We start from the raw sequence: 20,734 nt of genomic DNA on the forward strand, positions 1-20,734 counted from the left end.
GCGACGTTTCCTCGAGCCCCCTCTGTCCCTTTGCCTGAGATTGTTATCCCTTCGGCGAGCGAAAACGCTTCTCTCCAGAGTCCTACCGGCATCTTGTTGGTCCTTTGGCCTGAGAGTTTCCGGGGCGGTTGCTCCTTCGGCACCGGTATTACCCGGGTTCTCCCAACAAGATCGATTTCAGATAACGGCGATGCCGGCGGCTTGGCAAGCGCAAAGTGTCGCGCCCAAACAGATTTTTGTCGTGGCTGTTCAATCTTGCGGCCCGATGTAGAAAATCAGCCTTTGCTTTTTTCCCTCCCGCGCGATAACGCAAGTCGCGAGACGGAGATCATCGATGGCGAAAGCCAAGCGACAGATGCGGGTGACTGTGCGGGTGCTTTCAGCACTTGCCTTGCTGTTCCTGTCATTTGCCCATCAGCCGCTTTTCGCCCGCCAGATCACGCCGGCAATGTCAGCGGACTATGTTTTGCCGGACGGAACCACCGGCGATATCTGCTTCGGTCTGGATGGTGTTGAAAAGAGCGATCACGGTTCCTCGCATGAAGAGCTGGCACCGGTCTGCGACTATTGCCGGCTTGCGGCTTCCGTACTTTTGCCCTCACCGGCAGGCGAGGGCTATCTCCTCATCCGGTCAGCGGTTCTTGCCTCGACCCAACCGGATATCGAGGCGCGTGTCGTCTCGCATCCGCGCCTCTTGCCGCAATCGCGCGCCCCTCCGTTCGCGCTCTGACAGCGCCGCCCGGCGATTTCCATATTATCCAGAGCATTCAGCCGCCTGACGCGGCATTGACCGTCCTGTCATGAGTTTGCAGGGCCGGTCCGGAGACAGATCGATGACACAGACCAGAATCACACTTCTTGCACTCGCACTTTCGCTGGGTGCCGCCGCCTCAGCCCATGCGCATGCTTCGTTCGAAACCGATGAGGTGGCATCCGAAAGCAGCTTCAAGGCGGTGCTGCAGATCCCCCATGGCTGCGACGGCAAGGCCACGACCGAAGTCCAGGTCAAACTGCCCGAGGGTTTCGTTTTCGCCAAGCCGCAGCCCAAAGCCGGCTGGGACATCGAGATCATCAAGGGCGACTACCAGAAGAGCTACGACAACCACGGCAAGGCGGTCACGTCCGGCCCGCTGGAAATACGCTGGAAGAATGGCAACCTGCCGGATGACTACTATGACACCTTCGTCATCAGCGGCAAAATTTCAGGCTTTAACACGCAGACTGTGATCGCTTTCCCGGTTACGCAGCTTTGCAGTACCTCCGGCAAGGTCGTCTGGGATGAGATTGCCGCGGCAGGCCAGAGCGCTCATGCGCTGGAGCATCCGGCGCCGACGGTGACGGTCACCCCTGCCAAGGCCGGCGGTCACGAGGGGCACGACATGGCGGCGATGTCCGGCATGGGGGCAACCGGGGGTGTGCCGGTCAAGATCGGTTCGCTGGAAATTTCCGGCGGCGCGGTCAAGGCGATGTTGCCTGGCGCCAAGGTCGGTGGCGGCGGCTTCGTCATCAAGAATGAAGGGGCTGAAGACGACACGCTGCTCTCGGTCGAAAGCCCGGCAGCAGGCCGCGTCGAGATGCACGAGATGAGCATGCAGAACGAGGTGATGAAGATGCGCAAGCTTGAGAGCGGCGTCACCATTCCGGCTGGCGAAACCGTCACGCTTCAAAGCGGCGGCCTGCACCTGATGTTCATGGATGTGAAAAAGCCGTTTGCCGAGGGTGACACAATCCCGGTGACACTCACCTTCGAAAAGGCAGGCAAGGTCGACTACGTGCTCGCGGTCGGCAATGCGGCCGGTGGCGCGCATAAACACAACTGAGTTCTGTGGATTTTTCACGAAAGGGACGGCGGCGCGGCAGACTGCGCCGCCATTGTTTTCGCGACCTGCATGGAACGCTTGCAACGTTAGGAGCCGACGTCAGTCGCCGGTCTTGTCGTCATTCCGTGGCTTCGTCGCCATCGTCTGAGTCTGGTTCGTCCGGACCGAACTCCATGTAGCGGCGCACCGCTTCGCCGCGCGTGCCCTGCGGCAGGCGGCCATTGGCGGTCATCAGCATCAGTGACAGCGCCGTCGGGCTGCGAAGGGCGGCAACGGCATGGGCACTGGCCGCATCGTCTTTCGGCCGCACGGAGAGCAGGGTGATCGCCTCATCGGTCGGGCCATCGCCGCTCATGCGTGCGGACGGCTTGACGGCTTCCGCCGCATAAGCCGCCGTTGTGGCTGACATGGTGACGACCAGGGTCATTGACGATCTGCCCTTGCCGGGCGCTCCTTCGGATATGGCAATCGACCCTTCTTATCCCTGACGCCCTTTCACCGCGGTGAAATCGGGCGCTGGCATTTAAGGCAAATCCTATCGATCGTCCGAAGGGAAAGGGGAGTGCCGGCTGTCGGGAAAGCGTGCCGTTGCATCTGCAGCCCCGGTACTTGCGGCCTTTCTTAAATATGGCACACTTCCTTCAACCAAGGGGGAGGGTGCACATGACGGATAGGGAAACACTGGAAGGCATCGTCAACAAGCTCTACGAGGCACGCGCGGTCAACAACATCGACGCGCTGATGTCCCATACCGGACCCGGCTTCAGTTTCTGCCTCGTCGGCAGCGGCAAGCTGGCACCGATGGCACAACGGGTCTGCGAACCGGTGGCCGTCGATACCGTTATCCGTGGGCTGGTCAGCGATTGGGATATGTCTCAGATCAAGACCACCCGCCTCTATGTGGACGGCGATACGGTTTTTGCCCATCGGGCAGGGCCGATCCGCTACCGGGGCGGTCAGGAAATCCACACGGAATACCTTGATCGTTTCACCTTCAAGGACGGCAAGATCATCGACCTGACCGAATTCGTCGATACGTTGATGGTCGCGGAGACGGTCGGTTTGCTTGACGCTTAGAGCACGCTGAAGTGGATATCCGATATCCTATGATGCCCGGCGGGCAGAAGGTCCCGTGCGAACTGATCGCGGGAAAATTTCGAATTAAGATTCTTCGGCAGGCTTTTGATTTAACTTGTCTCTGCCGTGCCTGTAGGCCGAATGCCAGCCGCTCGGCACTTCCCCTCCGATGATGTCGTGGGGTGCGGGATCCCGTCCCGACTAGTCCATGCATGCATCCCGGCGGCCGCAACTTGGCGGCGCCGGGATACGATCTTCTGCTTACTTGCCGGGGCTCTGCTGCAGAGAGGCCATGATCGCTTCGATCATCTGGTCGATGCTGAAGCTGGCCGGACGCTGGCTTGGGGGGTATTCCTTGAACGTCTGCAGGAAGGGAGCGACACGCCAGACCCCGTACTGCAACAAGTAGGCGTTCTTAGCCGTCCAATCGTAATACTGGTCCGAGACGATGTCCGCACGCTCGAACGGGTCCATTCTCAGATTGAAGACCTTGGGCGCGCGCAGGCAAACGAAGGGATCGGCCCAAACCTTAAAGCCGCCCGGTTCCCGCTGTTCGCAGAAGACGATCTTCCAGTTGTCGTAGCGGTAGGCAACGAGCTCGCCGTCGTCGTTAAAGTAGTAGAAGTCATGCCGTGCCGACTTGGGTTGCTCTCCCGTCAGGTAGGGAAGCTGATTGTAGCCGTCGAGGTGCACCTTGAACTGGTTGCCCGAAATGTCCGTGCCTTTCGACAACTGATCCTTGATGTCGGTATTGCCCGCGGCAGCGACAAGCGTCGGGAACCAGTCGAGACCCGATACCATCTCGTTTGAGACCTCGCCGGCCTTGACGTGGCCGGGCCAACGGATCATGGCGGGAACGCGGAACGCGCCTTCCCAGTTTGTGTCTTTCTCGCTGCGGAAGGGTGTGGTTGCCGCATCCGGCCAGGAGAATTGGTTCGGTCCGTTGTCGGTCGTGTACACGACGATCGTGTTGTCGGCTATACCAAGGTCATCGAGTGCCTTCAGCAGTTTGCCGACATCGCCGTCGTGCTCGATCATGCCGTCGGCATAGTCGTTGCCCGGCATACCGCTCTGGCCTTTCATCGACTCGCGAACATGTGTGAACAGATGCATGCGGGTCGTATTCATCCAGGTAAAGAAGGGTTTGCCTTCCTTGACCTTTCTTCCCATGAAGTCGATTGCCGCGGCTGTCGTCTCGTCGTCAACCGTCTCCATGCGCTTGCGGTTCAAGGGACCGGTATCTTCGATCTTGCCGTCCGCCGAGGCCTTGAGAACACCTCGCGGCGAATTCGATTTTACGAACGCCTCATCGTCCTTGGGGTAATATGGCTGTTCGGGTTCCTCTTCGGCATTGAGGTGATAGAGATTGCCGAAGAATTCGTCGAAGCCGTGATTGGTCGGCAGGTATTCATCACGATCGCCGAGATGGTTCTTGCCGAACTGGCCGGTCGCATAACCAAGCGGCTTCAGCGCCTGAGCGATAGTGATATCGCGCGGCTGAAGGCCAACGGCTGCGCCAGGAATGCCGACTTTGCAGAGACCGGTGCGCAGGCACACCTGGCCCGTGATGAACGTCGAGCGCCCCGCCGTGCAGCTGTTCTCGGCATAATAGTCCGTGAACATCATGCCTTCCTTGGCGATGCGGTCGATGTTGGGCGTCTTGTAGCCGACCACACCCATCGAATAGGCCGAGATGTTGGTCTGACCGATATCGTCGCCGAAGATGACGAGAATGTTCGGCTTGGCGGCATCCTGCGCCATTGCCGGGGGCACCGCGAACGGCACGGCCATCGTCAGTGCAATGGCACCGCTGGCCGCCAGGAGGCGGCTGGAAAAAGTCTGGCTCATGACGGGTTCCTCTCCCGGGCAGGTGAAAAAATGGTCGGCATTTCGCTCTCCTATGTAATGGCAGACTGTGCTTCGCCTTGAACGGTTTGTCGCCTTTTTTGGCACGTTACAAGACGCTACGGCACGTTAAAGCACGCTACAGTCGCAAGGATACCTTATGGGCACATCGCGCCAGGTTCAATGACAAGCTTTGGTTGACGCCAGGCATTCAACCGGCAGCAGCGCAACTTCTGACACGCCTTGGCTGCCGGCAAGATGCAAGAAATAGCCTTGCGGCTCTCGCGTGAGGCAAGCTCGTTTCGCTTCCGTCTTTTCGCCAGAAACGCCTCGAACCACGGCCTGCTGTGTCTTTCACGCAAGGACACATCACGATGTGGTGACCGGGCGGGAAACTTGACGTCACAACCGCAAGTCACTGTTGGAAACGGCGGCGATTGCCTGCATAAGAGCTTTGATCCGATTCCTGCTGGGTGGAACGTGTAGCGCCATGCTCGACTGGCGAGCATGCCACACGCTTCGTCCAGGCGAGCCGGACATAGTGCCGAATAGCGAATTGACGAGGCTCATGACGACCGATCACAGTTTCTCCCGCCGCGGTTTTCTCGGTGTACTCGCAGCCGGTACGCTTGCCGGCTGTTCCACATCCATGCCGGGCGGCCGTACAGCGCCGACACCGGCGCGGATCACGCGCCCAATCGGTCCGCCATCGGATGCCGAGCTGCAGGTGATGTACGGTCCGGTCGAAGATGGCGGCTATCTGATCCCGGCGATCCCCTATCAGCAGATCGATCCGCAATTCTACCGCCAGCGCGTGGCCGACCGGACCGGCGAGCCGCCCGGCACCGTCGTCGTCGATACGCCGTCGCGTTTGCTCTATGTCATCGAGCCGGGCGGCACGGCAATGCGCTATGGCGTCGGTATCGGCCGCGAGGGGTTTGCCTGGCAGGGTGACGGCGTCATCCATTGGCGCCAGGCCTGGCCGCGCTGGAAGCCGCCGAACGAAATGGTTGCGCGCCAGCCGAGCCTTGCCAAATACTCGATCGAAAATGGCGGCATGGAGCCCGGTCTGAAAAACCCGCTGGGCGCCCGCGCGCTCTACATCTTCCAGAATGGCGAGGATACGCTCTACCGGTTGCACGGCAATCCCGAATGGCAGTCGATCGGCAAGGCGGTGTCGTCCGGCTGCGTCCGGCTGATGAACCAGGATGTGATCGACCTTTATCAGCGCGTCCCTGCCAAAGCGAAGATCGTCGTCTGGCAGTAAATCTTGCGGGGGCAGGCGCGGTCGCGTCTGCCTGCCGCAAGCCGCAAGGTCGATATTAACCGGACGCTAACCGCGATGTCCGATTCTCTCATGCTCATGCGGACGATTGTTCTGATTTGACACGCCCGACAAAACTTTGGCACGATTTGCAGCGATAGACGCTTTCATGAATTCTCGGCATCCCCTTTATCGCGCCACGACGCGCATCAGCTCCGCCCGCAAGGTTTTGTCGCGGACATTGGCGGCGCTTGCCCTTGGCGTTGCCCTGTCGGGCTGCATGGCGCTTGATGATCTCTCCGAGGCGCCGCCGAAACTGTCGGGCAAGATGATCGCCGAAATGTCGAAGAAGGGCATGAAGCCGGAAAGCCCGGTTCTGGTGCGCATCTTCAAGCAGGAGAGCGAGCTGGAAGTCTGGAAGGTCAACAAGACGGGTGCCTACGCGCTGTTGAAGACCTATCCGATCTGCCGCTGGTCAGGCGAACTGGGCCCGAAGACGAAGATCGGCGACCGCCACGCGCCGGAGGGTTTTTATCATGTCTCGGCCGGCATGCTGAACCCGAACTCACAGTTCTATGTCTCCTTCAACCTCGGCTATCCCAACCGGCTGGAATCGGCGCTCGGCTATACGGGCGAGGCGCTGATGGTGCACGGCGCCTGCTCCTCGTCCGGCTGCTATGCGATGACCGACCAGGGCGTCGGCGAGATCTACGCGATCGTCCAGAAAGCGCTTTCGAGCGGACAGGAGACGTTCCAGGTTCAGGCCTATCCCTTCCGCATGACGGCGCAGAACATGGCGACGCATCGCGGCGATCCGAACATGTCGTTCTGGCGCACCATGAAAGAGGGCTACGACGCCTTCGAGGTGACACGCCGGCAGCCGAAGGTTTCGGTCTGCGAGCGCCGCTATGTCTTCAACAAGGAATTCGAGGGCGGCGAGCCGGCCGATCCGCTGGCAGCCTGCCCGCCGGTGACCAACCAGCTCGAACCGCAGGCGATGGCCAGGATCGAGGCGGAGGAACGCAAGCTCGACACGGAAATCACCGCTTCCATTCCGGCCAGCTCGACGCTCAGCGCCTATTCCGACGGCGGCATGCATCCGAGTTTTCGCGCACTGTTGAAGGCGCAGGGGCCGAAAAAGCTGGCGGCGAGCATTTCCGCCACCAAATATCCGATCAGCCGTCCCGATGCTGCCCTGGCGGACCCCTTCGACGGGCGGTGAGCCTGAGGGCCGGCGTCATTCATGTCTGATTTGACGCTTGAGTGACGGTTTGCCCCGGCCAAGCTGCAGCGTTCGGCTATTCCGCTCTCCACTGCCTGTTCGGCGCATGCCAAATGCTTGCTCTCGCACGCAGATGACCTATCTTCACAATCACGACAATGCTTGCTGCGGGAGCCCAATGGCCAACGACCCCTACAAAACCCTCGGCGTGGCGAAAACCGCGACGCAAAAAGAAATCCAGAGCGCCTATCGCAAGCTTGCAAAAAAGCTTCATCCGGACCTCAATCCGGGAGACAAGAGTGCCGAGGACCGTTTCAAGACGATCTCCGAGGCCTATTCGGTGCTGGGCGACGAGGACAAGCGTGCCCGCTTCGACAAGGGCGAGATCGATGGCTCGGGAACCGAACAGGCGCCGCGAAACTATTACCGGGAATATGCAGGCGCGCCGGGCGGTGACGCGCGCTACCAGAGCACCGGCGGATTTTCCGATTTTACCGACACGGACGATATTTTCTCCAGCTTCTTTTCACGGCGGGAGAGGGGGCCAATGCGCGCAAAGGGCAGGGATCTGCAGTTCTCCATGGAGGTGGATTTCCTCGACGCCGTCAACGGCTCGAAGGAGAAGATCACGCTGCCGGACGGAACCGTGCTCGACCTGCAGGTGCCACCCGGCACCCAGCAGGGCCAGACGCTCAGGCTTCGCGGCAAGGGCGACCCCGGGTCCGGCGGCGGTCCGGCCGGCGATGCGCTGATCGAGATCCACGTCAGGCCCCACCCGGTCTTCACCCGCGATGGGGACGACATCCGGATCGAGATGCCGGTCTCGCTGCGCGAGGCGATCCTTGGCGGAAAGGTCAATGTCCCGACGATATCCGGTAGCGTCACGCTCAATCTGCCGCCCCATTCGAACACCGGCAAGACACTGCGCCTGAAAGGCAAGGGCGTCACCAAGCGCGGCGGCGGCAATGGCGACCAGTACATCACCGTCAAGATCATGTTGCCGGACGCGGCCGATCCGGACCTGACCGCCTTCGCCACCTCCTGGGGGGCGGGGCAAACCCACAATCCTCGCAAGGCCTGGGGAGGATGACATGGACCATCAGGAGTATTGCGAGCGCCTCAGCATCGTTTCCTCCACGCTGACGATATGGATCGACCGTCAATGGATCATTCCGGAACTGACCGAGAAGGAGGAGGCGTTTCACGAGGCCGACCTGGCGCGGGGACTGCTGATCCTCGATCTCTCCGAAACCATGGGCGTCAACCAGGACGGTATCGACATCATCATGGCGCTTGTCGATCAGGTGCATGGCCTGCGCGCCAAACTGCACGCGCTGACGGATGCGATCCGCCAACAGGACGACGATATTGCTGAGCGCGTGGCGAAAAGGCTTGAGGGCATGCGATAGCAGGCCCCAGCCTCCGTCACGCCCGGCGCGGCGCGGCCGCTGAACTGGCCTCGCCATGATACCAACATGACGGAAGGATTTTTCGATGCGGCATACCTATAGTCTCGATCATTTTGCACTTCTGGTCCGCGACCTTGATCGCAGCGTTGCCTTCTACACCGATATCCTCGGCTTTACCCCGATTGAGCGAACCGGCAGCGCCAATGTGGCGTGGCTTACGATCGGCGGCCTCGATACGATCCATCTGATCCAGGGCGATTTTGGCGCGACGCATCTGACCAAAGACACGCATTTCGCGCTGCGCATCAACGACCTCGATGCCTTCGTCGCCGATATTTCGGCCAAGGGCGTGACGTTTTATGACTGGCCGGGAAATGTGGGCCGGATCGGCGTGCGGCGCGACGGGTTCCGGCAGGCCTATGTGCAGGATCCCGATGGCTACTGGATCGAGATCAACGATCACACCAGCGTGGTTGCGGGCGGGCCCGACGCCGGCTGACCTAGAAGGTGTCGTAGCTGCGCCACAGGACATAGACGCTGACGATAAATACGATCGATCGGAAAATTTGGGAGAGCATATCTCTATGCACCGAAAGCCGGGTAGCAGCGATTGTACCGATCATTCCGCCGCCGATGCCGCCGGCGATGAAATATCCGGCGGTCAACCAGTCTACGAAGCCGGAGAAAGCATAGTTCACGGCGGTCGTCAGGCCGAATGTGCCGACCGCGAGCAACGAAGTGCCGATCGCATTGATAAGCGGCATGCCTGTGGCCAGCAGTAGCCCCGGGACAATGAGGAAGCCGCCGCCTATGCCGAAAAATCCCGAACAGAGCCCGGTAAAGAGGGCAACCAGGCTGGATTTCCGGTGCGTTCCGATGGTTAGCAACTGTGCCGTGACATGAGCCTGGCTCCGCTTCGTTCGCATGGCGAAGCTGACGAACATCATCAGCAGGCCGAACGCGAAGAGGAGCTTCTGCCCGTCTATGAGCTTCCCCAGGCTCGAGCCGAGATATGCCCCGAGCGACCCCGCGATGGCGAAGATAAAGGCGCATCGCCACCAGACATGCCCCCTGATGGCGTGGCCTGCGAGATTGAGATAGGCGTTTGCAGAAACAGCGAGCGCGCCGGTCCCGATCGCCGTATGCACATCGCGAACACCGACGACGTAGATCAGCAAAGGCGTAGCAAGAATAGATCCGCCGCCGCCGATCAGTCCAAGCGTGCATCCGATCAGCGATCCCGAGGCGACGGCAGCTAAGATCTGCGGGAAAGAGCCATCCACTGTCTACGAGCCCCAGGCCGAACCCGGCAGCGCGTCCAATGGGATTTTCAGGTAGCGCTGTCCATTTGCCTCGGCTTCAGGCAGCTCTCCCCCGCGGATATTGACCTGCAACGCGTGGAGAATGAGTTTCGGCATCGGCAACGTCCGATCGCGGTTTTCACGAAGCTTTATGAAATCCTCCCTCGATCGACCTGCGACGTGGGGGTTGTGAGCTTTTTGTTCTGCTACCGAGCTCTCCCACAAAGCCTGACGCCCTCCCGGCATGTAGTCATGCCCGGTGAACAAGCGGGTGTCGTCGGGAAGGTTGAGAATGTCCTGGATGGACTGCCAGAGATCGGAAGCACTTCCGCCAGGGAAATCCGCACGGGCCGAGCCGCTGTCCGGCATGAAGAGCGTGTCGTGGATGAAAGCTGCATCACCGGCCAGGTAGGTGACCGACGCGAGGGTGTGGCCCGGCGAATGCATCACGCGGACATCCAATTCGCCGATCTTGAAGGTTTCGCCATCGCGAAATAGCCGGTCCCATTGCGATCCGTCACAAGCGAGGCCTGGCAGATTGTAGAATCGCTTCCAGATCTGCTGCACGTCTCGAACATGCTCTCCAATCGCCGTCGGCACGGCTGTCCGGGATTTCAGATAACGGGCAGCCGAAAAGTGATCCGCATGCGGATGCGTGTCCAGGATCCATTGCAAAACGAGATCGTGAGTTTTCATGTAGTCAAGGATGAGGTCCGCGTTCGTTGTCGCGGTCGATCCGGACTTTTCGTCGTAGTCGAGCACCGGATCGATGATGGCGCATTTGCGTGTCACCGGGCATGCGACGACATATTGGATACTGCCGGTGCGCGGGTCATGGAAGCCGGCAATTTCAGGCTTAAGCATAGGCTCAGTCTTTCCCGGCTGCGGTGCGCGGAAAGAAGATCGCCCGGCTTGGATCGACGTCGTATTCAGATTCAAAGATTGTTGCATCGGCGGCAATCTGGGCCACCGAATCCAGGATGAACTGGACCTTCTCCTCCGACAGCAGGACGCTGAAGTTCAGCCGGATGAAACCGGGCTTCTTGATCTCGTCGCCAGAGAGAATGGCCTGCCTGATTTCCTCGGACTGCTCATCGTCGATCGAGAGCAGCCTGTGGACATAGGGGCCGGCGCAGGCGCAGCCACCGCGAGCCTGGATACCGAACCGGTCGCTGAGCATGCGGGTGATCAACTGCTGATGAACATAGCCGCCCCGGCCGTTTTTCACCCGGAAGGAAAAGATAGGCAGTCGATCAGGATCCGACAGGCCGAGAATTTCCATCTGCGGCACGTCTTTCCAGGCAGCGAAAGCACGCTGTGCGAGCTCGCGATTGCGTTGCGCCATCCAGTCGCTTCCGATCGCATCCTTGACGATGAATGCCATCGCAGCCCTGATGTCGCCGACCACGTTGGGGGTGCCTGCCTCCTCGCGGGACTCAAGGCTGTCGCTGTAATCGTGCGTCTGCGGCGACACGAATTTCACCGTGCCGCCGCCTGGCCACGACGGCTTGTTCGTGGAAAGCCCATCGCGACGAAGGATGAGAATCCCGGAAGCGCCTGGTCCACCGATGAACTTGTGAGGAGAAACAACGATCGCGTCGATTTCGGCGCCCGGTGCTGGTGACATGGAAATGGGCACGTAGGGGCCGGCACCTGCGTAGTCCCAGATCATCTTGGCGCCCGCGGTCTTCACCATCGCGGTAATGGTGGCAACATCGCTCGTGATCCCGGTAATGTTCGACGCCGCGGAAAGCGTACATATCGTCAACTCCGGTGACCCATCCCGAAGAGCGCGTTCGAGAAGTGTGAGGTCAGGCCCACCGGACGCGTGTTCTGGGATTTCGACAATCTCGGCACCGCTTTCCCGCCAGGGAAGGATGTTGGAGTGGTGTTCGTAAGGACCGATGATGACCCGAACGGGCTTGCCCGCAGCAACGGCGTCAGTCACCCCGTAAAGGTTTACCAGACGATTGATGCCGGACGTTGCACCGGACCCGGTGAAGATGACGGCGTGCTTTTCGGTGGCGCCGCAGAAGCCGCCAATCAGCGCGCGTGCTTCACGCCTCATCCGGGTCATGAAACCTCCGCAGTACGAAGCTTCGGTATGGCTGTTGGCGTAGTAGGGCAGGACCTCCTCGATGACGAAACGCTCCACCTGGTGGAGCGCCCGCCCGGAAGCGACGTAGTCTGCGTAGACCAGGTCCTTTCTTCCATACGGCCCGTCAATCTTCGCGTTCGAGCCGACAAGTCCGTCGCGAAGCTGCGTGATCGCTTCGGCGCTGGTGAGAGTTTCGCGAAACGTCGAAAGCGGCGTCGCGATCATTTTTACCGGCGGGCGAGCTGCATCCACGGTCAATCTCCTTACGTCGGATATTGACACAGATCATACCCTCCTTCAGGGTCAAAAATATTCACCTATTTTCTGCGAATTTGCGAACGGATCATATCAAATGAACGATGAATTGAAGAAAATCGATGATTTTGATATGAAGATTTTGACTGCGATGCAGGTCGATGCGAATCTTTCCCAACGTGACCTGGCCGACAAGGTTGGAATGTCGCAGAACGCGTGCTGGCGGCGCCTGCAGCGCCTCCATTCGCTCGGGTTGATCCGTGGAGCGCATAGCGAGATCGATCTGCGCGCGTTGGGGCTCGATCTCACCGTCTTCGTGATGATCCGTACTCGCCACCACTCCAAGGAATGGAGTGAAGCATTCCGCGACCGGGTGGAGAAACTCCCCGAAGTGATCGATTTCTACCGGATCGGAGGGGAGTGGGACTACCTCATCAAGGTCGTCACACGGGGCATGTCGGGATATGACACTTTCTATCAAAAGCTGATCACGGACTTCGACCTTGCGACAGTGACCGGTTTCTTTTCAATGGAAGCGATCATCAACAACCGCCCCGTGCAGCTTGGCAAACTGCGATAGTCCCAAACACGCGCCCAGATTTCGAACGGCATCACACTTTTAGGATTCGCGCGACCAACCGCAGCAACTCATGGGCAGCTCCGGGCAGCAAAAGGCCAGCCGAACCGAGGCTAGGCTACCCACCACCGCCACATCCTTGAGGCCGGAAACGACAGTTTCCGCTTCAAGAAGCAAAGTGGCGTTGTCGAGACGACGGCAAGAGGAGCGTTCGCAGTCACACGCCTGCGGTGGCGAGTGTCCATGCCATCCCCGCGAGCGCGCAGACCAGGAGCGTGGCGATGACCGATGCCTTGAAGCGGAAGATGGCCACGGCTGCGGCGATCGAGAGCACGACGGATGGAAGGACGATCGAGCCGAGGGCAGGCGTGTCGATCGAGATCGCTCCGAGCTGCAAGGTCGTGACCTGCGCGAACAGCGTGTGAAGCGCGAACCAGACCGCGAGGTTCAGGATCACCCCGACCACGGCCGCCGTAATCGCCGACATCGCACCCGTCAGAGCGACGTTGCCCCGCAGTCTTTCGATGAAGGGCGCGCCGAGGAAAATCCAGAGGAAGCATGGGATGAACGTCACCCATGTCGTCAGGATCGCCGCCAGCGTTGCCGCTATCATCGGATCGAGCGTACCCGGATCGCGGTAGGCTCCCATGAAGCCGACGAACTGCACGACCATGATCAGCGGCCCCGGCGTCGTCTCCGCCATGCCAAGTCCGTCGAGCATCTCGCCGGGCTTGAGCCATCCGAAGTGCTGGACGGCCTCCTGGGCCACGTAAGCAAGAACCGCATAGGCTCCGCCGAACGTGACGACCGCCATCTTGCTGAAGAAAACGCCGATCTGGGTGAAGACATTGTCGGGACTGAGGTAGAGGTAGAGGAGAGCGAGCGGGACCAGCCAGAGCAGGAGGAAAACGGCCGACACCTTGAGCGACCAGGCGAGGTTTGGTCGGGCGTGCGCGGGTATTTCTTCGCCAAGCGCTGAGTCTTCATCAGCAAGGGTCGGTCCCGATCCCGCCTTATGTCCGCCGCCAACACGGAACTGCGGCGAGCCGGAGCGGCCGCCGATGTAGCCGATGATGCCTGCCGTCAGGATGATCAGCGGGAAGGGCACCTGGAACACGAAGATGGCGACGAAGGCTGCCGCCGCGATGCCGATCATCAGCCTGTTCTTGAGCGCCCGGCTACCGATCCGGAACACTGCCTGCACGACGACGGCGAGGACGGCAGCTTTCAAACCAAAGAACAGCCCTTCGACAACGGTGACGTTGCCGAAGGCGGCATAGATGTAGCTGAGGCCGAGGATGGCGAGAAAGCCGGGCAGGACGAAAAGGATGCCCGCCACAAGGCCACCCGCCGTCCGGTGCAGCAGCCAGCCGATGTAGATGGCGAGCTGCTGCGCCTCGGGTCCCGGAAGCAGCATGCAGTAGTTCAGGGCATGCAGGAAGCGATGTTCCCCGATCCAGCGCTTCTCGTCGACGAGGATGCGGTGCATGACGGCGATCTGTCCGGCAGGGCCACCGAAGCTCAGTGCCGCGATCCGCAACCAGACGCGGAAGGCCTCGCTGAACGAGATGCCATGGTCATAGGTTTTCGGGGCCGCTGGCGGGGCGGCCCGATCGATAAAGTCGGTCATGTCAGGCACCCTTTCTGCCGGCGGGCCAGTTGTGCGTCTCGCCGGTCGCGTCCCTGCACCAGCGGTAGAAAGCGTCGTAGAGAAGGAGGCCTGCCTCCAGTTGCTCGTGATCGTCGGCAAACATCCGCGACAGCCCGAGCGAGGCCGCCAGCAGACCGGGGGCCTCGGGGGCCAGGTCGAGGCGTGCCGTGTCGGCCCCGCGGACGATCGTCGCTAGCCGAAGCAATGGTTCCGACGCAAGACCGAACTCCTCGACCATGACATCGAAGGTGCACAATTCGCCGCGGTGGCTCCACCGGATGTCCGCCTCGATGTCGAAAGGCGCGCCGCCGAAGCGGTCCGCGACGAGTTCGACTTCCGATGGCGGCACGAAGAGAAACACCGCGTTCGGATCGACAAAACGGCGGATGAGCCAGGGGCAGGCGATGCGGTCGATCTTGGGCCGCGCTCTGGTGACCCATACGGTCTGCCCGGCGGCATTGCGGGGAGGCAGCAGGAAGACGGGAACGACGGGAAGTTTCTGGGCGGTCCAGGCCTCGAAGCCGCCTTCCAGACTGTCGGCTGGAATTCCGGCCTGCCGCAGCCACGCTGCCACGCCATGGCTGAGTTTTTGGCCGCGTTGGCAGATGATGATCGCAGAGTTTCCGGCGAGAGACCCGATCCAGGTGTCGAGGGTACGGTAGTCCCGGCGGACGGAGCCGGGGATCAGCCTCGGATCGGCATCGAAGTCCTCGTCAGTGCGGACATCAATGAGCACCGGGCTTTTCGGGGTGCCAATAAGGCGCCCAAGCTTGTCGGGAGATATTTCAAGAAGGGATGACATGGCGCGTCCTTCCGTTGATCGGTTGCTGGACGCGATACTTCGGCTGTCGCCTCGTGGGGTGATCGCAACCCCATAGCAAGAGTTTTGAGACGATCCTTGCAAACTGTCAAGCGCCTTGCGACGAGACGGACGAACGCCGTCCCGCTTTGCACGACGCCTGGTGCGAGCAAAGCTCGTAGGCCGCGACGAGAACCTGCACCGCCGAAACCGGTCATCCCGAACGGGGCCATTCCTGATCGGTCGCGGACGGTGTCGTTGCAGCATGGGCCTGGAGCCCCACCCATCCCTGAATGCCCACGTAGACGCCGACCGCAATGATCAGCGCGCTTGAGAAATAGGGCGCGCGACGGGCAAACGTGCTGAACCCGCTCCAGCGCCTCGTGGCCTGCCGGACGCTCAGCGCGGCGATTGCGCCGACCGTCACAAGTGTGATGGCAAGACCGACCGAAAAGCACAGCACCAGGACGAAGCCAAGGGAGAACGCCTTGAGCTGGATACACAGCAAAAGAACCGTGATCGCGGCTGGGCAGGGGATGAGGCCGCCCGTCAATCCAAAAAGGACGATCTGCCAAGTCGTGACGTTGCGGTCTGCGAACTTCCTGCGAATGTCGTTGGCGTGTGCCAGTTCGTGGGCGTCCTGGTAGCCGCCCGTGGCGACATCGAGTCCTTTCATCTCCTCATGCATATGGTCATGTCCATGGCCCTCGACGAACGACAGATCGTAGTCATGGGTGTGGTTGCCGTGGCCGAGGCTCAGGCGGGCCATGAATTCATGCGGCTCGGGGATGTCCGTGGTGGACTCGAGATAAACGCCCTTGTCGGCGAAGGCGAACGCCTGACGGCTGCCGTCGGGCCGTTCCGTGATCACAGTCGCGTCGGCCGCCGACCAAGCGTGACCGCGCTCGGTGCGCAATCGCCATACGGGTGGCACGCCATCGTCGAACACTTCGAGGGCGACAAGGCCGTGACCCGTGTCGACGCGACGAACATCAGAGTGGCCGCCATGGCTCCCGTGAGTGTGGGATGTCCCGTGGTTGTGATCGCGGTGTCCGGCGTGATCGCGCGCGGCGGCCGCCTTGGCCATCGTCTGATCCTGCCATGTGCGCCACAACATCCATAGCGCAATGGCGATGATGGCTGCGGCCGATGCTAGTTGAAAATAGGGTTCGAATGCTTCGGCATCGACGCCCTGCCAGATGTACAGGCCAGCAAACGCGATCGCCCAGACGATGATGGTGTGGGAGACGGTTGCGGCGATTCCGAGAAGAACAGCCTGTCCGACCGTGCCGCGAACGGCGACGATGAACGCGGCCATCATTGTCTTGGAGTGCCCGGGTTCCAGCCCGTGGAGAGCGCCCAGGAGAATGGCGCTTGGGATGAACAGCCAGGCGTGGGCCGATCCCTGGCTGATCAGGTCGGCAAAGCTCGTCATATCGAACCTCACAGGTACCTGGTGATGGTCTTGAACTCGTCGATCGTCCGGCGTTGCTCGCTGCCGAGGCCGCCGACTGCGTCTTCAAGGCAATGGTCGAGGTGATCCTGGATCAGCGTCTTCTTCGCCTGGCAGACGGCTTTTTCAACAGCATGAAGCTGTTGCGCCACATCGACGCAGGGTCTCTGCGCCTCGATCATGGCGATCACGCTGCGCAGGTGGCCCTCCGCGCGTTTCAGCCGTTTGATGATGTCCGGATGGGTTTCATGAATGTGAGCCTGATCTGTCATGGGTTGAATGCTATCCCCCTGGAGGGGATACAGTCAAGGCAGTTTCGCCCCCGGTGCCAGCCGATGACTGATGATCGCAGCGCGACATAGATCGGCCACCAACTGGTCTGCTTCTCCGCGAATCGCGTCTGTGAACATGGCGTTGTCTCAAAACACCTTAAGTCCGCGATTTATCAACCTAGTGGTTTTGCGAGTAGCCGACATAGGCGGCCCCAGGCAAAGTATCGTCGATACTTGAGACAGGAGAGCATTCCTCGCGGTCCGTCCGCTCCGGGCCGAAGCGCCTCCTCGGCGCTTCGGCCCGCGCGCGCTTACGCTCGTCCGATCTTTCGATCGAGGCCTTCTCCTTCCTCCCCCTTCACCTCGGGGAGAGGCTCGCCATAGCCGGCAGCGATATCGTGGTGAGCGAACTCGTCAGGCTTTTTCAGCACGAACTGATTGTCGGCGGCGATATAGTTGTTGGCATGCAGGCGGGCGATAGGCTGGTAGACTTCCGGAAGGACATGGCGGCCGCTCGCATCCAGGCATTCGTCGCGGACATACATCTGCACGACTTCGCCGATGACGATCGAGCGGCGGCCGTAGTCGAGGATTTGCGACACGCGGCATTCCATGGCGCAGGGTGATTCCTCGATACGTGGCGGTGCGACCTTGACGGCAGGCACGCTTGTCAGCCCGGAGACCTGGATCTCGTCGACATCGCTTGGGAAGTTGATGCCGGTGATGATCATTTCCTTGGCGATCGCCATGTCCACCATGTGAACGACGAATTCGCCCGAGCGGCGGATATTGGCGACTGTGTCCTTCGCATTGCCGTCTGGGCGCGTCTGCATGCCAAGGATCAACAGGGGCGGATCGTGCGAGAAGACGTTGAAGAAACTCATGGGTGCTGCGTTCTTGCAGCCCTGTTCGTCAATGGTGGTGACGAGGGCGATCGGCCGCGGCCCGACGAAGCTGCAAAGCAGACGGTAGCGGTCCTTTTCCGGTAGTTCGGCAAAATCGAAATCCATGACTAGCTCCGTGCGGTTGATGCGAGCGCTGCGCGGCTGTTGTTGTGACGCAAGTTCAGCCTGGCCGGGGCGTAGTCCGCCAATTTTCCGGCATAGGCTTTCGGTAACGGATAGGCCAGATCGCCGACCTTCGACGTCCGCAGGCCCATGCCCACAATCGCCTCGGCGAACTTGACCGCGGCGGCAACGCCGTCGATGACGGGAACGCCCAGCCGTTGCTGCAAACGTTCGACGAGGTTCGACATGCCAGCGCAGCCGAGCACGATCGCTTCTGCGCGATCCTCGATGAGGGCTTTCTGGCACTCCGCCAGTATCGCAGCATCCGCTGTCGAACCCGGCTTTTCGAGGTCGAGCACGGGCACGTCGGTGGCGCGTACGCGCCGGCAGTGGTTCTGCATCCCGTAGCTGCGGACGAGGTGCTCGGAGATGATCCGCGTTCGCTCAAGGGTCGTCACGATAGAGAAGCTTGTCGCCACGAACGTCGCCGCATGCATGGCGGATTCGGCGATACCCAGGACTGGTGAGGCGGTGATTTCGCGGGCGGCGAGCAGGCCGGGATCGCCGAAGCAGCCGATGATGTAGGCGTCCGCCGGCTCCCCTTGCGCGATCTCATCGACCAAGCCCAGCACGCTCAAAGCCTCGTCGTAGTGCCCTTCGATCGAAGCTGCGCCCGAGCGCGACGTCGCCAGGACAATCTCGCTTCCAGCTGCAGCAACCATTCGAGCGGTGTCACCCATGAGCTCTGTCATCGTTGCGGTCGTATTTGGATTTATCAGTTTGATCAGCATTCAATTCCTCCCATTAGGTATACAATTAACGTAGTTTTCTATGAAAGCATTTGTACACCGACAAGCGGCCGATGTCGGATATTCCACGCCCCACTAGGCCAATCGTGGCAAAAAAGTCGATGGCCGTCATCCATCTTCCTCCCGATACCCTTCGATCTCCGATTTTTTCGGATGGATTGTTGGACGATACAAAATACGAAGTTGACGATCAATTGTATACATGGCATATCTATTATGTCTATACAAAACGGTAAGAGGACCGTTCGTCTAGGCCGGCGCTGGGAGCGCCACAAAGGAGGAAAAAACTCATGTCAGTGAAGAGACGTACGTTCCTGCAGGGGGCGGCCGGCGCTATCGGCTTGGCCGTGGCGCAAGGCGCCCTGTCGAAAATTGCCTATGCCCAAGGTGCCGCAGGCACGCTCAGGGTTGCCATTGCCAAGCCGGCAGGCAACCTCGATCCGCAAAGCCATTATGCGATCTGGGCGATCCAGGACCTGATGTTCGAGCCGCTCGTCAAGTACGGCAAGGGCGGTCAGATCGAGCCTTGCCTGGCGACCGACTGGAAGATCGAAGACGGCGGCAAGACGCTGCATCTGACGTTGCGTCAGGGCGTGACGTTCCAGGACGGCACCAAGTTCGATGCCGAAGCGTGCAAATGGAATCTCGAACGCTGGATGGGGCTCGAGCAGTTCACCTGGATGAATTGCTCAAAGCACTTCCAATCGCTTGACGTGGTCGACGACTACCACATCACCCTGCATTTCAAGGAGCCGGTCCTCGCGCTCATGCAGGAACTCTCCTACACGCGGCCGACGCGCTTCCTGTCGCCCAAATCCGTGGGTGCCGACGGCAAGTTCAAGGAGCCTGTGGGGACCGGGCCGTGGCGTCAGGTCAGCGCGGACGATACCCAGAGCGTCTTCGAGCATCACGAAGGCTACTGGGGCGAGTTGCCGTCCTATGAGCGCCTTGAAGCCAAGGTCATTCCCGATGCCCGCTCACGGGTTGCGGCGCTGCGTGCCGGCGAACTCGATCTGGTCGGCGGTTTCTGGATCGCGCCCTTGACCCCGGAAGAGGGCAAGCAGCTCGAAGGGGCCGGCTTCAATGTCGTCGTAGATCCGGGCAACGTTACGCTCGTGATGGCGTTCAACCCCAACCGTGCCGAGGCACTCAAGGATGCGCAGGTGCGCAAGGCCGTCAGCATTGGCATCGATCGCGCGGCGATCTCCAAGGTGCTCTACCATGGCTACGCCAAGCCCGCCGGCAACATGTTTTCGGGCGCCTTGCCCTATGCCGGAACGCAACATGATGCACCCGTCCGCGATGCGGCGGCCGCATCGGCACTGCTCGAAAAGGCCGGCTGGACGGGAAGCCCGATCCGGTCCAAGGACGGCAAGCCGCTGACGCTCGAACTGGTCGTCAGCCCGGACGCCGTGCCGGGATCGCGTGTCATTGCCGAAGTCATCCAGTCCGAGATGAAGGAGATCGGCATCGATCTCGTCATTCGCTCGGTCGACCATGCCTCCAAGCACACGGACATGCTGGAGCAGAAGTACGACCTCGGATTCTTCCTGACTTACGGCGCGCCTTACGATCCGTTCGGCTCGATCGTGGGACTGTGCCTGTCGACCTTCCACAACGACGTCGAGGGCAAGTTGGTCACCGATCCGGCCAACCTGGATCCATTGATCAACGCAGCAATGCTGGCAACGGGTGATCAGATTCAGCCGACCATCCAGAAGGTCTACGACTGGCTGCGGGACAACGACGCGATTGCGCCGCTGGTCTACGTGCCGAGCATCTGGGCGCATTCCAAGCGATTGCATGGCTTCAGCAGCCCGGTCACCGAATACGACATGCCATACGAAAACATTCTGCTGGCCGAGTAAGAGGAGG

Annotated in this window: 21 protein-coding genes and 1 riboswitch; of the genes, 10 read left to right on the forward strand and 11 right to left on the reverse strand. The window is 60.6% G+C overall.

Annotation, left to right across the window (positions count from 1 at the left end):
* Positions 1-87: 87 nt before the first annotated feature.
* Positions 88-175: riboswitch (glycine riboswitch) on the reverse strand.
* A 159-nt stretch (positions 176-334) separates the two neighbouring features.
* Positions 335-730 carry a DUF2946 family protein gene (locus tag AC1D17_RS08415; protein ID WP_477564940.1) on the forward strand — a complete coding sequence of 132 codons (396 nt, stop codon included), beginning with the start codon at positions 335-337 and terminating at the stop codon, positions 728-730.
* A gap of 103 nt (positions 731-833) precedes the next feature.
* Complete coding sequence (locus tag AC1D17_RS08420) at positions 834-1,820, forward strand: DUF1775 domain-containing protein (RefSeq protein WP_477564941.1); 987 nt, start codon at positions 834-836, stop codon at positions 1,818-1,820.
* 118 nt (positions 1,821-1,938) lie between these two features.
* Here the strand turns inward: AC1D17_RS08420 and AC1D17_RS08425 are convergent, their stop codons facing one another.
* Complete coding sequence (locus AC1D17_RS08425; RefSeq protein ID WP_477564942.1) at positions 1,939-2,247, reverse strand: hypothetical protein; 309 nt, start codon at positions 2,245-2,247, stop codon at positions 1,939-1,941.
* A gap of 236 nt (positions 2,248-2,483) precedes the next feature.
* Between AC1D17_RS08425 and AC1D17_RS08430 the strand changes: the two genes are divergently transcribed.
* Complete coding sequence (locus AC1D17_RS08430; protein WP_477564943.1) at positions 2,484-2,897, forward strand: nuclear transport factor 2 family protein; 414 nt, start codon at positions 2,484-2,486, stop codon at positions 2,895-2,897.
* A gap of 261 nt (positions 2,898-3,158) precedes the next feature.
* Here AC1D17_RS08430 and AC1D17_RS08435 read toward each other — a convergent pair whose 3' ends face one another.
* Entirely contained in the window at positions 3,159-4,745 is a 1,587-nt protein-coding gene (locus AC1D17_RS08435; protein WP_477564944.1) for an arylsulfatase, read from the reverse strand.
* Between the two features lie 565 nt (positions 4,746-5,310).
* Here AC1D17_RS08435 and AC1D17_RS08440 point away from each other — a divergent pair.
* From AC1D17_RS08440 to AC1D17_RS08460, 5 genes are all read left to right on the forward strand, one after another.
* Positions 5,311-6,009 carry a L,D-transpeptidase gene (locus AC1D17_RS08440; RefSeq protein ID WP_477564945.1) on the forward strand — a complete coding sequence of 233 codons (699 nt, stop codon included), beginning with the start codon at positions 5,311-5,313 and terminating at the stop codon, positions 6,007-6,009.
* A gap of 166 nt (positions 6,010-6,175) precedes the next feature.
* Positions 6,176-7,228, forward strand: coding sequence for a hypothetical protein (locus AC1D17_RS08445; protein WP_477564946.1), 1,053 nt, complete (start codon positions 6,176-6,178; stop codon positions 7,226-7,228).
* 178 nt (positions 7,229-7,406) lie between these two features.
* Complete coding sequence (locus tag AC1D17_RS08450; protein ID WP_477564947.1) at positions 7,407-8,318, forward strand: DnaJ C-terminal domain-containing protein; 912 nt, start codon at positions 7,407-7,409, stop codon at positions 8,316-8,318.
* A 1-nt stretch (position 8,319) separates the two neighbouring features.
* Positions 8,320-8,637, forward strand: a complete 318-nt coding sequence (locus AC1D17_RS08455; protein ID WP_477564948.1) for a chaperone modulator CbpM — start codon at positions 8,320-8,322, stop codon at positions 8,635-8,637.
* A gap of 85 nt (positions 8,638-8,722) precedes the next feature.
* Entirely contained in the window at positions 8,723-9,136 is a 414-nt protein-coding gene (locus tag AC1D17_RS08460) for a VOC family protein (protein WP_477564949.1), read from the forward strand.
* Between the two features lies 1 nt (position 9,137).
* Here AC1D17_RS08460 and AC1D17_RS08465 read toward each other — a convergent pair whose 3' ends face one another.
* From AC1D17_RS08465 to AC1D17_RS08475, 3 genes are read right to left on the reverse strand one after another with little or no spacing between them, the layout of a single operon-like run.
* Positions 9,138-9,920, reverse strand: a complete 783-nt coding sequence (locus AC1D17_RS08465; RefSeq protein WP_477564950.1) for a sulfite exporter TauE/SafE family protein — start codon at positions 9,918-9,920, stop codon at positions 9,138-9,140.
* Between the two features lie 3 nt (positions 9,921-9,923).
* Entirely contained in the window at positions 9,924-10,802 is an 879-nt protein-coding gene (locus tag AC1D17_RS08470; protein WP_477564987.1) for an MBL fold metallo-hydrolase, read from the reverse strand.
* Between the two features lie 4 nt (positions 10,803-10,806).
* Positions 10,807-12,261, reverse strand: coding sequence for an aminotransferase class V-fold PLP-dependent enzyme (locus AC1D17_RS08475; RefSeq protein ID WP_477564988.1), 1,455 nt, complete (start codon positions 12,259-12,261; stop codon positions 10,807-10,809).
* 127 nt (positions 12,262-12,388) lie between these two features.
* On the opposite strand from AC1D17_RS08475, the gene AC1D17_RS08480 reads away from it, so the two are divergent.
* Complete coding sequence (locus AC1D17_RS08480) at positions 12,389-12,871, forward strand: Lrp/AsnC family transcriptional regulator (protein WP_477564951.1); 483 nt, start codon at positions 12,389-12,391, stop codon at positions 12,869-12,871.
* A 214-nt stretch (positions 12,872-13,085) separates the two neighbouring features.
* Here AC1D17_RS08480 and chrA read toward each other — a convergent pair whose 3' ends face one another.
* From chrA to AC1D17_RS08510, 6 genes are all read right to left on the reverse strand, one after another.
* The gene (chrA, locus tag AC1D17_RS08485; RefSeq protein WP_477564952.1) at positions 13,086-14,498 is read right to left on the reverse strand and encodes a chromate efflux transporter; all 1,413 of its coding nucleotides are present in this window, start codon (positions 14,496-14,498) and stop codon (positions 13,086-13,088) included.
* Position 14,499: 1 nt separating this feature from the next.
* Positions 14,500-15,321: a chromate resistance protein ChrB domain-containing protein gene (locus AC1D17_RS08490; protein WP_477564953.1), complete on the reverse strand. Its 822-nt coding sequence runs from the start codon at positions 15,319-15,321 to the stop codon at positions 14,500-14,502.
* Between the two features lie 211 nt (positions 15,322-15,532).
* Positions 15,533-16,753 (reverse strand): nickel/cobalt efflux transporter, encoded by a 1,221-nt coding sequence (locus AC1D17_RS08495; RefSeq protein ID WP_477564954.1) that lies wholly within the window; start codon positions 16,751-16,753, stop codon positions 15,533-15,535.
* An 8-nt stretch (positions 16,754-16,761) separates the two neighbouring features.
* Positions 16,762-17,043, reverse strand: a complete 282-nt coding sequence (locus AC1D17_RS08500) for a metal-sensing transcriptional repressor (protein ID WP_477564955.1) — start codon at positions 17,041-17,043, stop codon at positions 16,762-16,764.
* Positions 17,044-17,354: 311 nt separating this feature from the next.
* On the reverse strand, positions 17,355-18,053 hold the full coding sequence (locus tag AC1D17_RS08505) for a flavin reductase family protein (protein WP_477564956.1): 699 nt from the start codon (positions 18,051-18,053) through the stop codon (positions 17,355-17,357).
* Between the two features lie 2 nt (positions 18,054-18,055).
* On the reverse strand, positions 18,056-18,841 hold the full coding sequence (locus tag AC1D17_RS08510; RefSeq protein ID WP_477564957.1) for an aspartate/glutamate racemase family protein: 786 nt from the start codon (positions 18,839-18,841) through the stop codon (positions 18,056-18,058).
* A gap of 308 nt (positions 18,842-19,149) precedes the next feature.
* Between AC1D17_RS08510 and AC1D17_RS08515 the strand changes: the two genes are divergently transcribed.
* Positions 19,150-20,727, forward strand: coding sequence for a nickel ABC transporter substrate-binding protein (locus AC1D17_RS08515; RefSeq protein WP_477564958.1), 1,578 nt, complete (start codon positions 19,150-19,152; stop codon positions 20,725-20,727).
* Positions 20,728-20,734: the final 7 nt, after the last annotated feature.

The organism is Pararhizobium sp. P1_E7 (genome assembly GCF_056405855.1).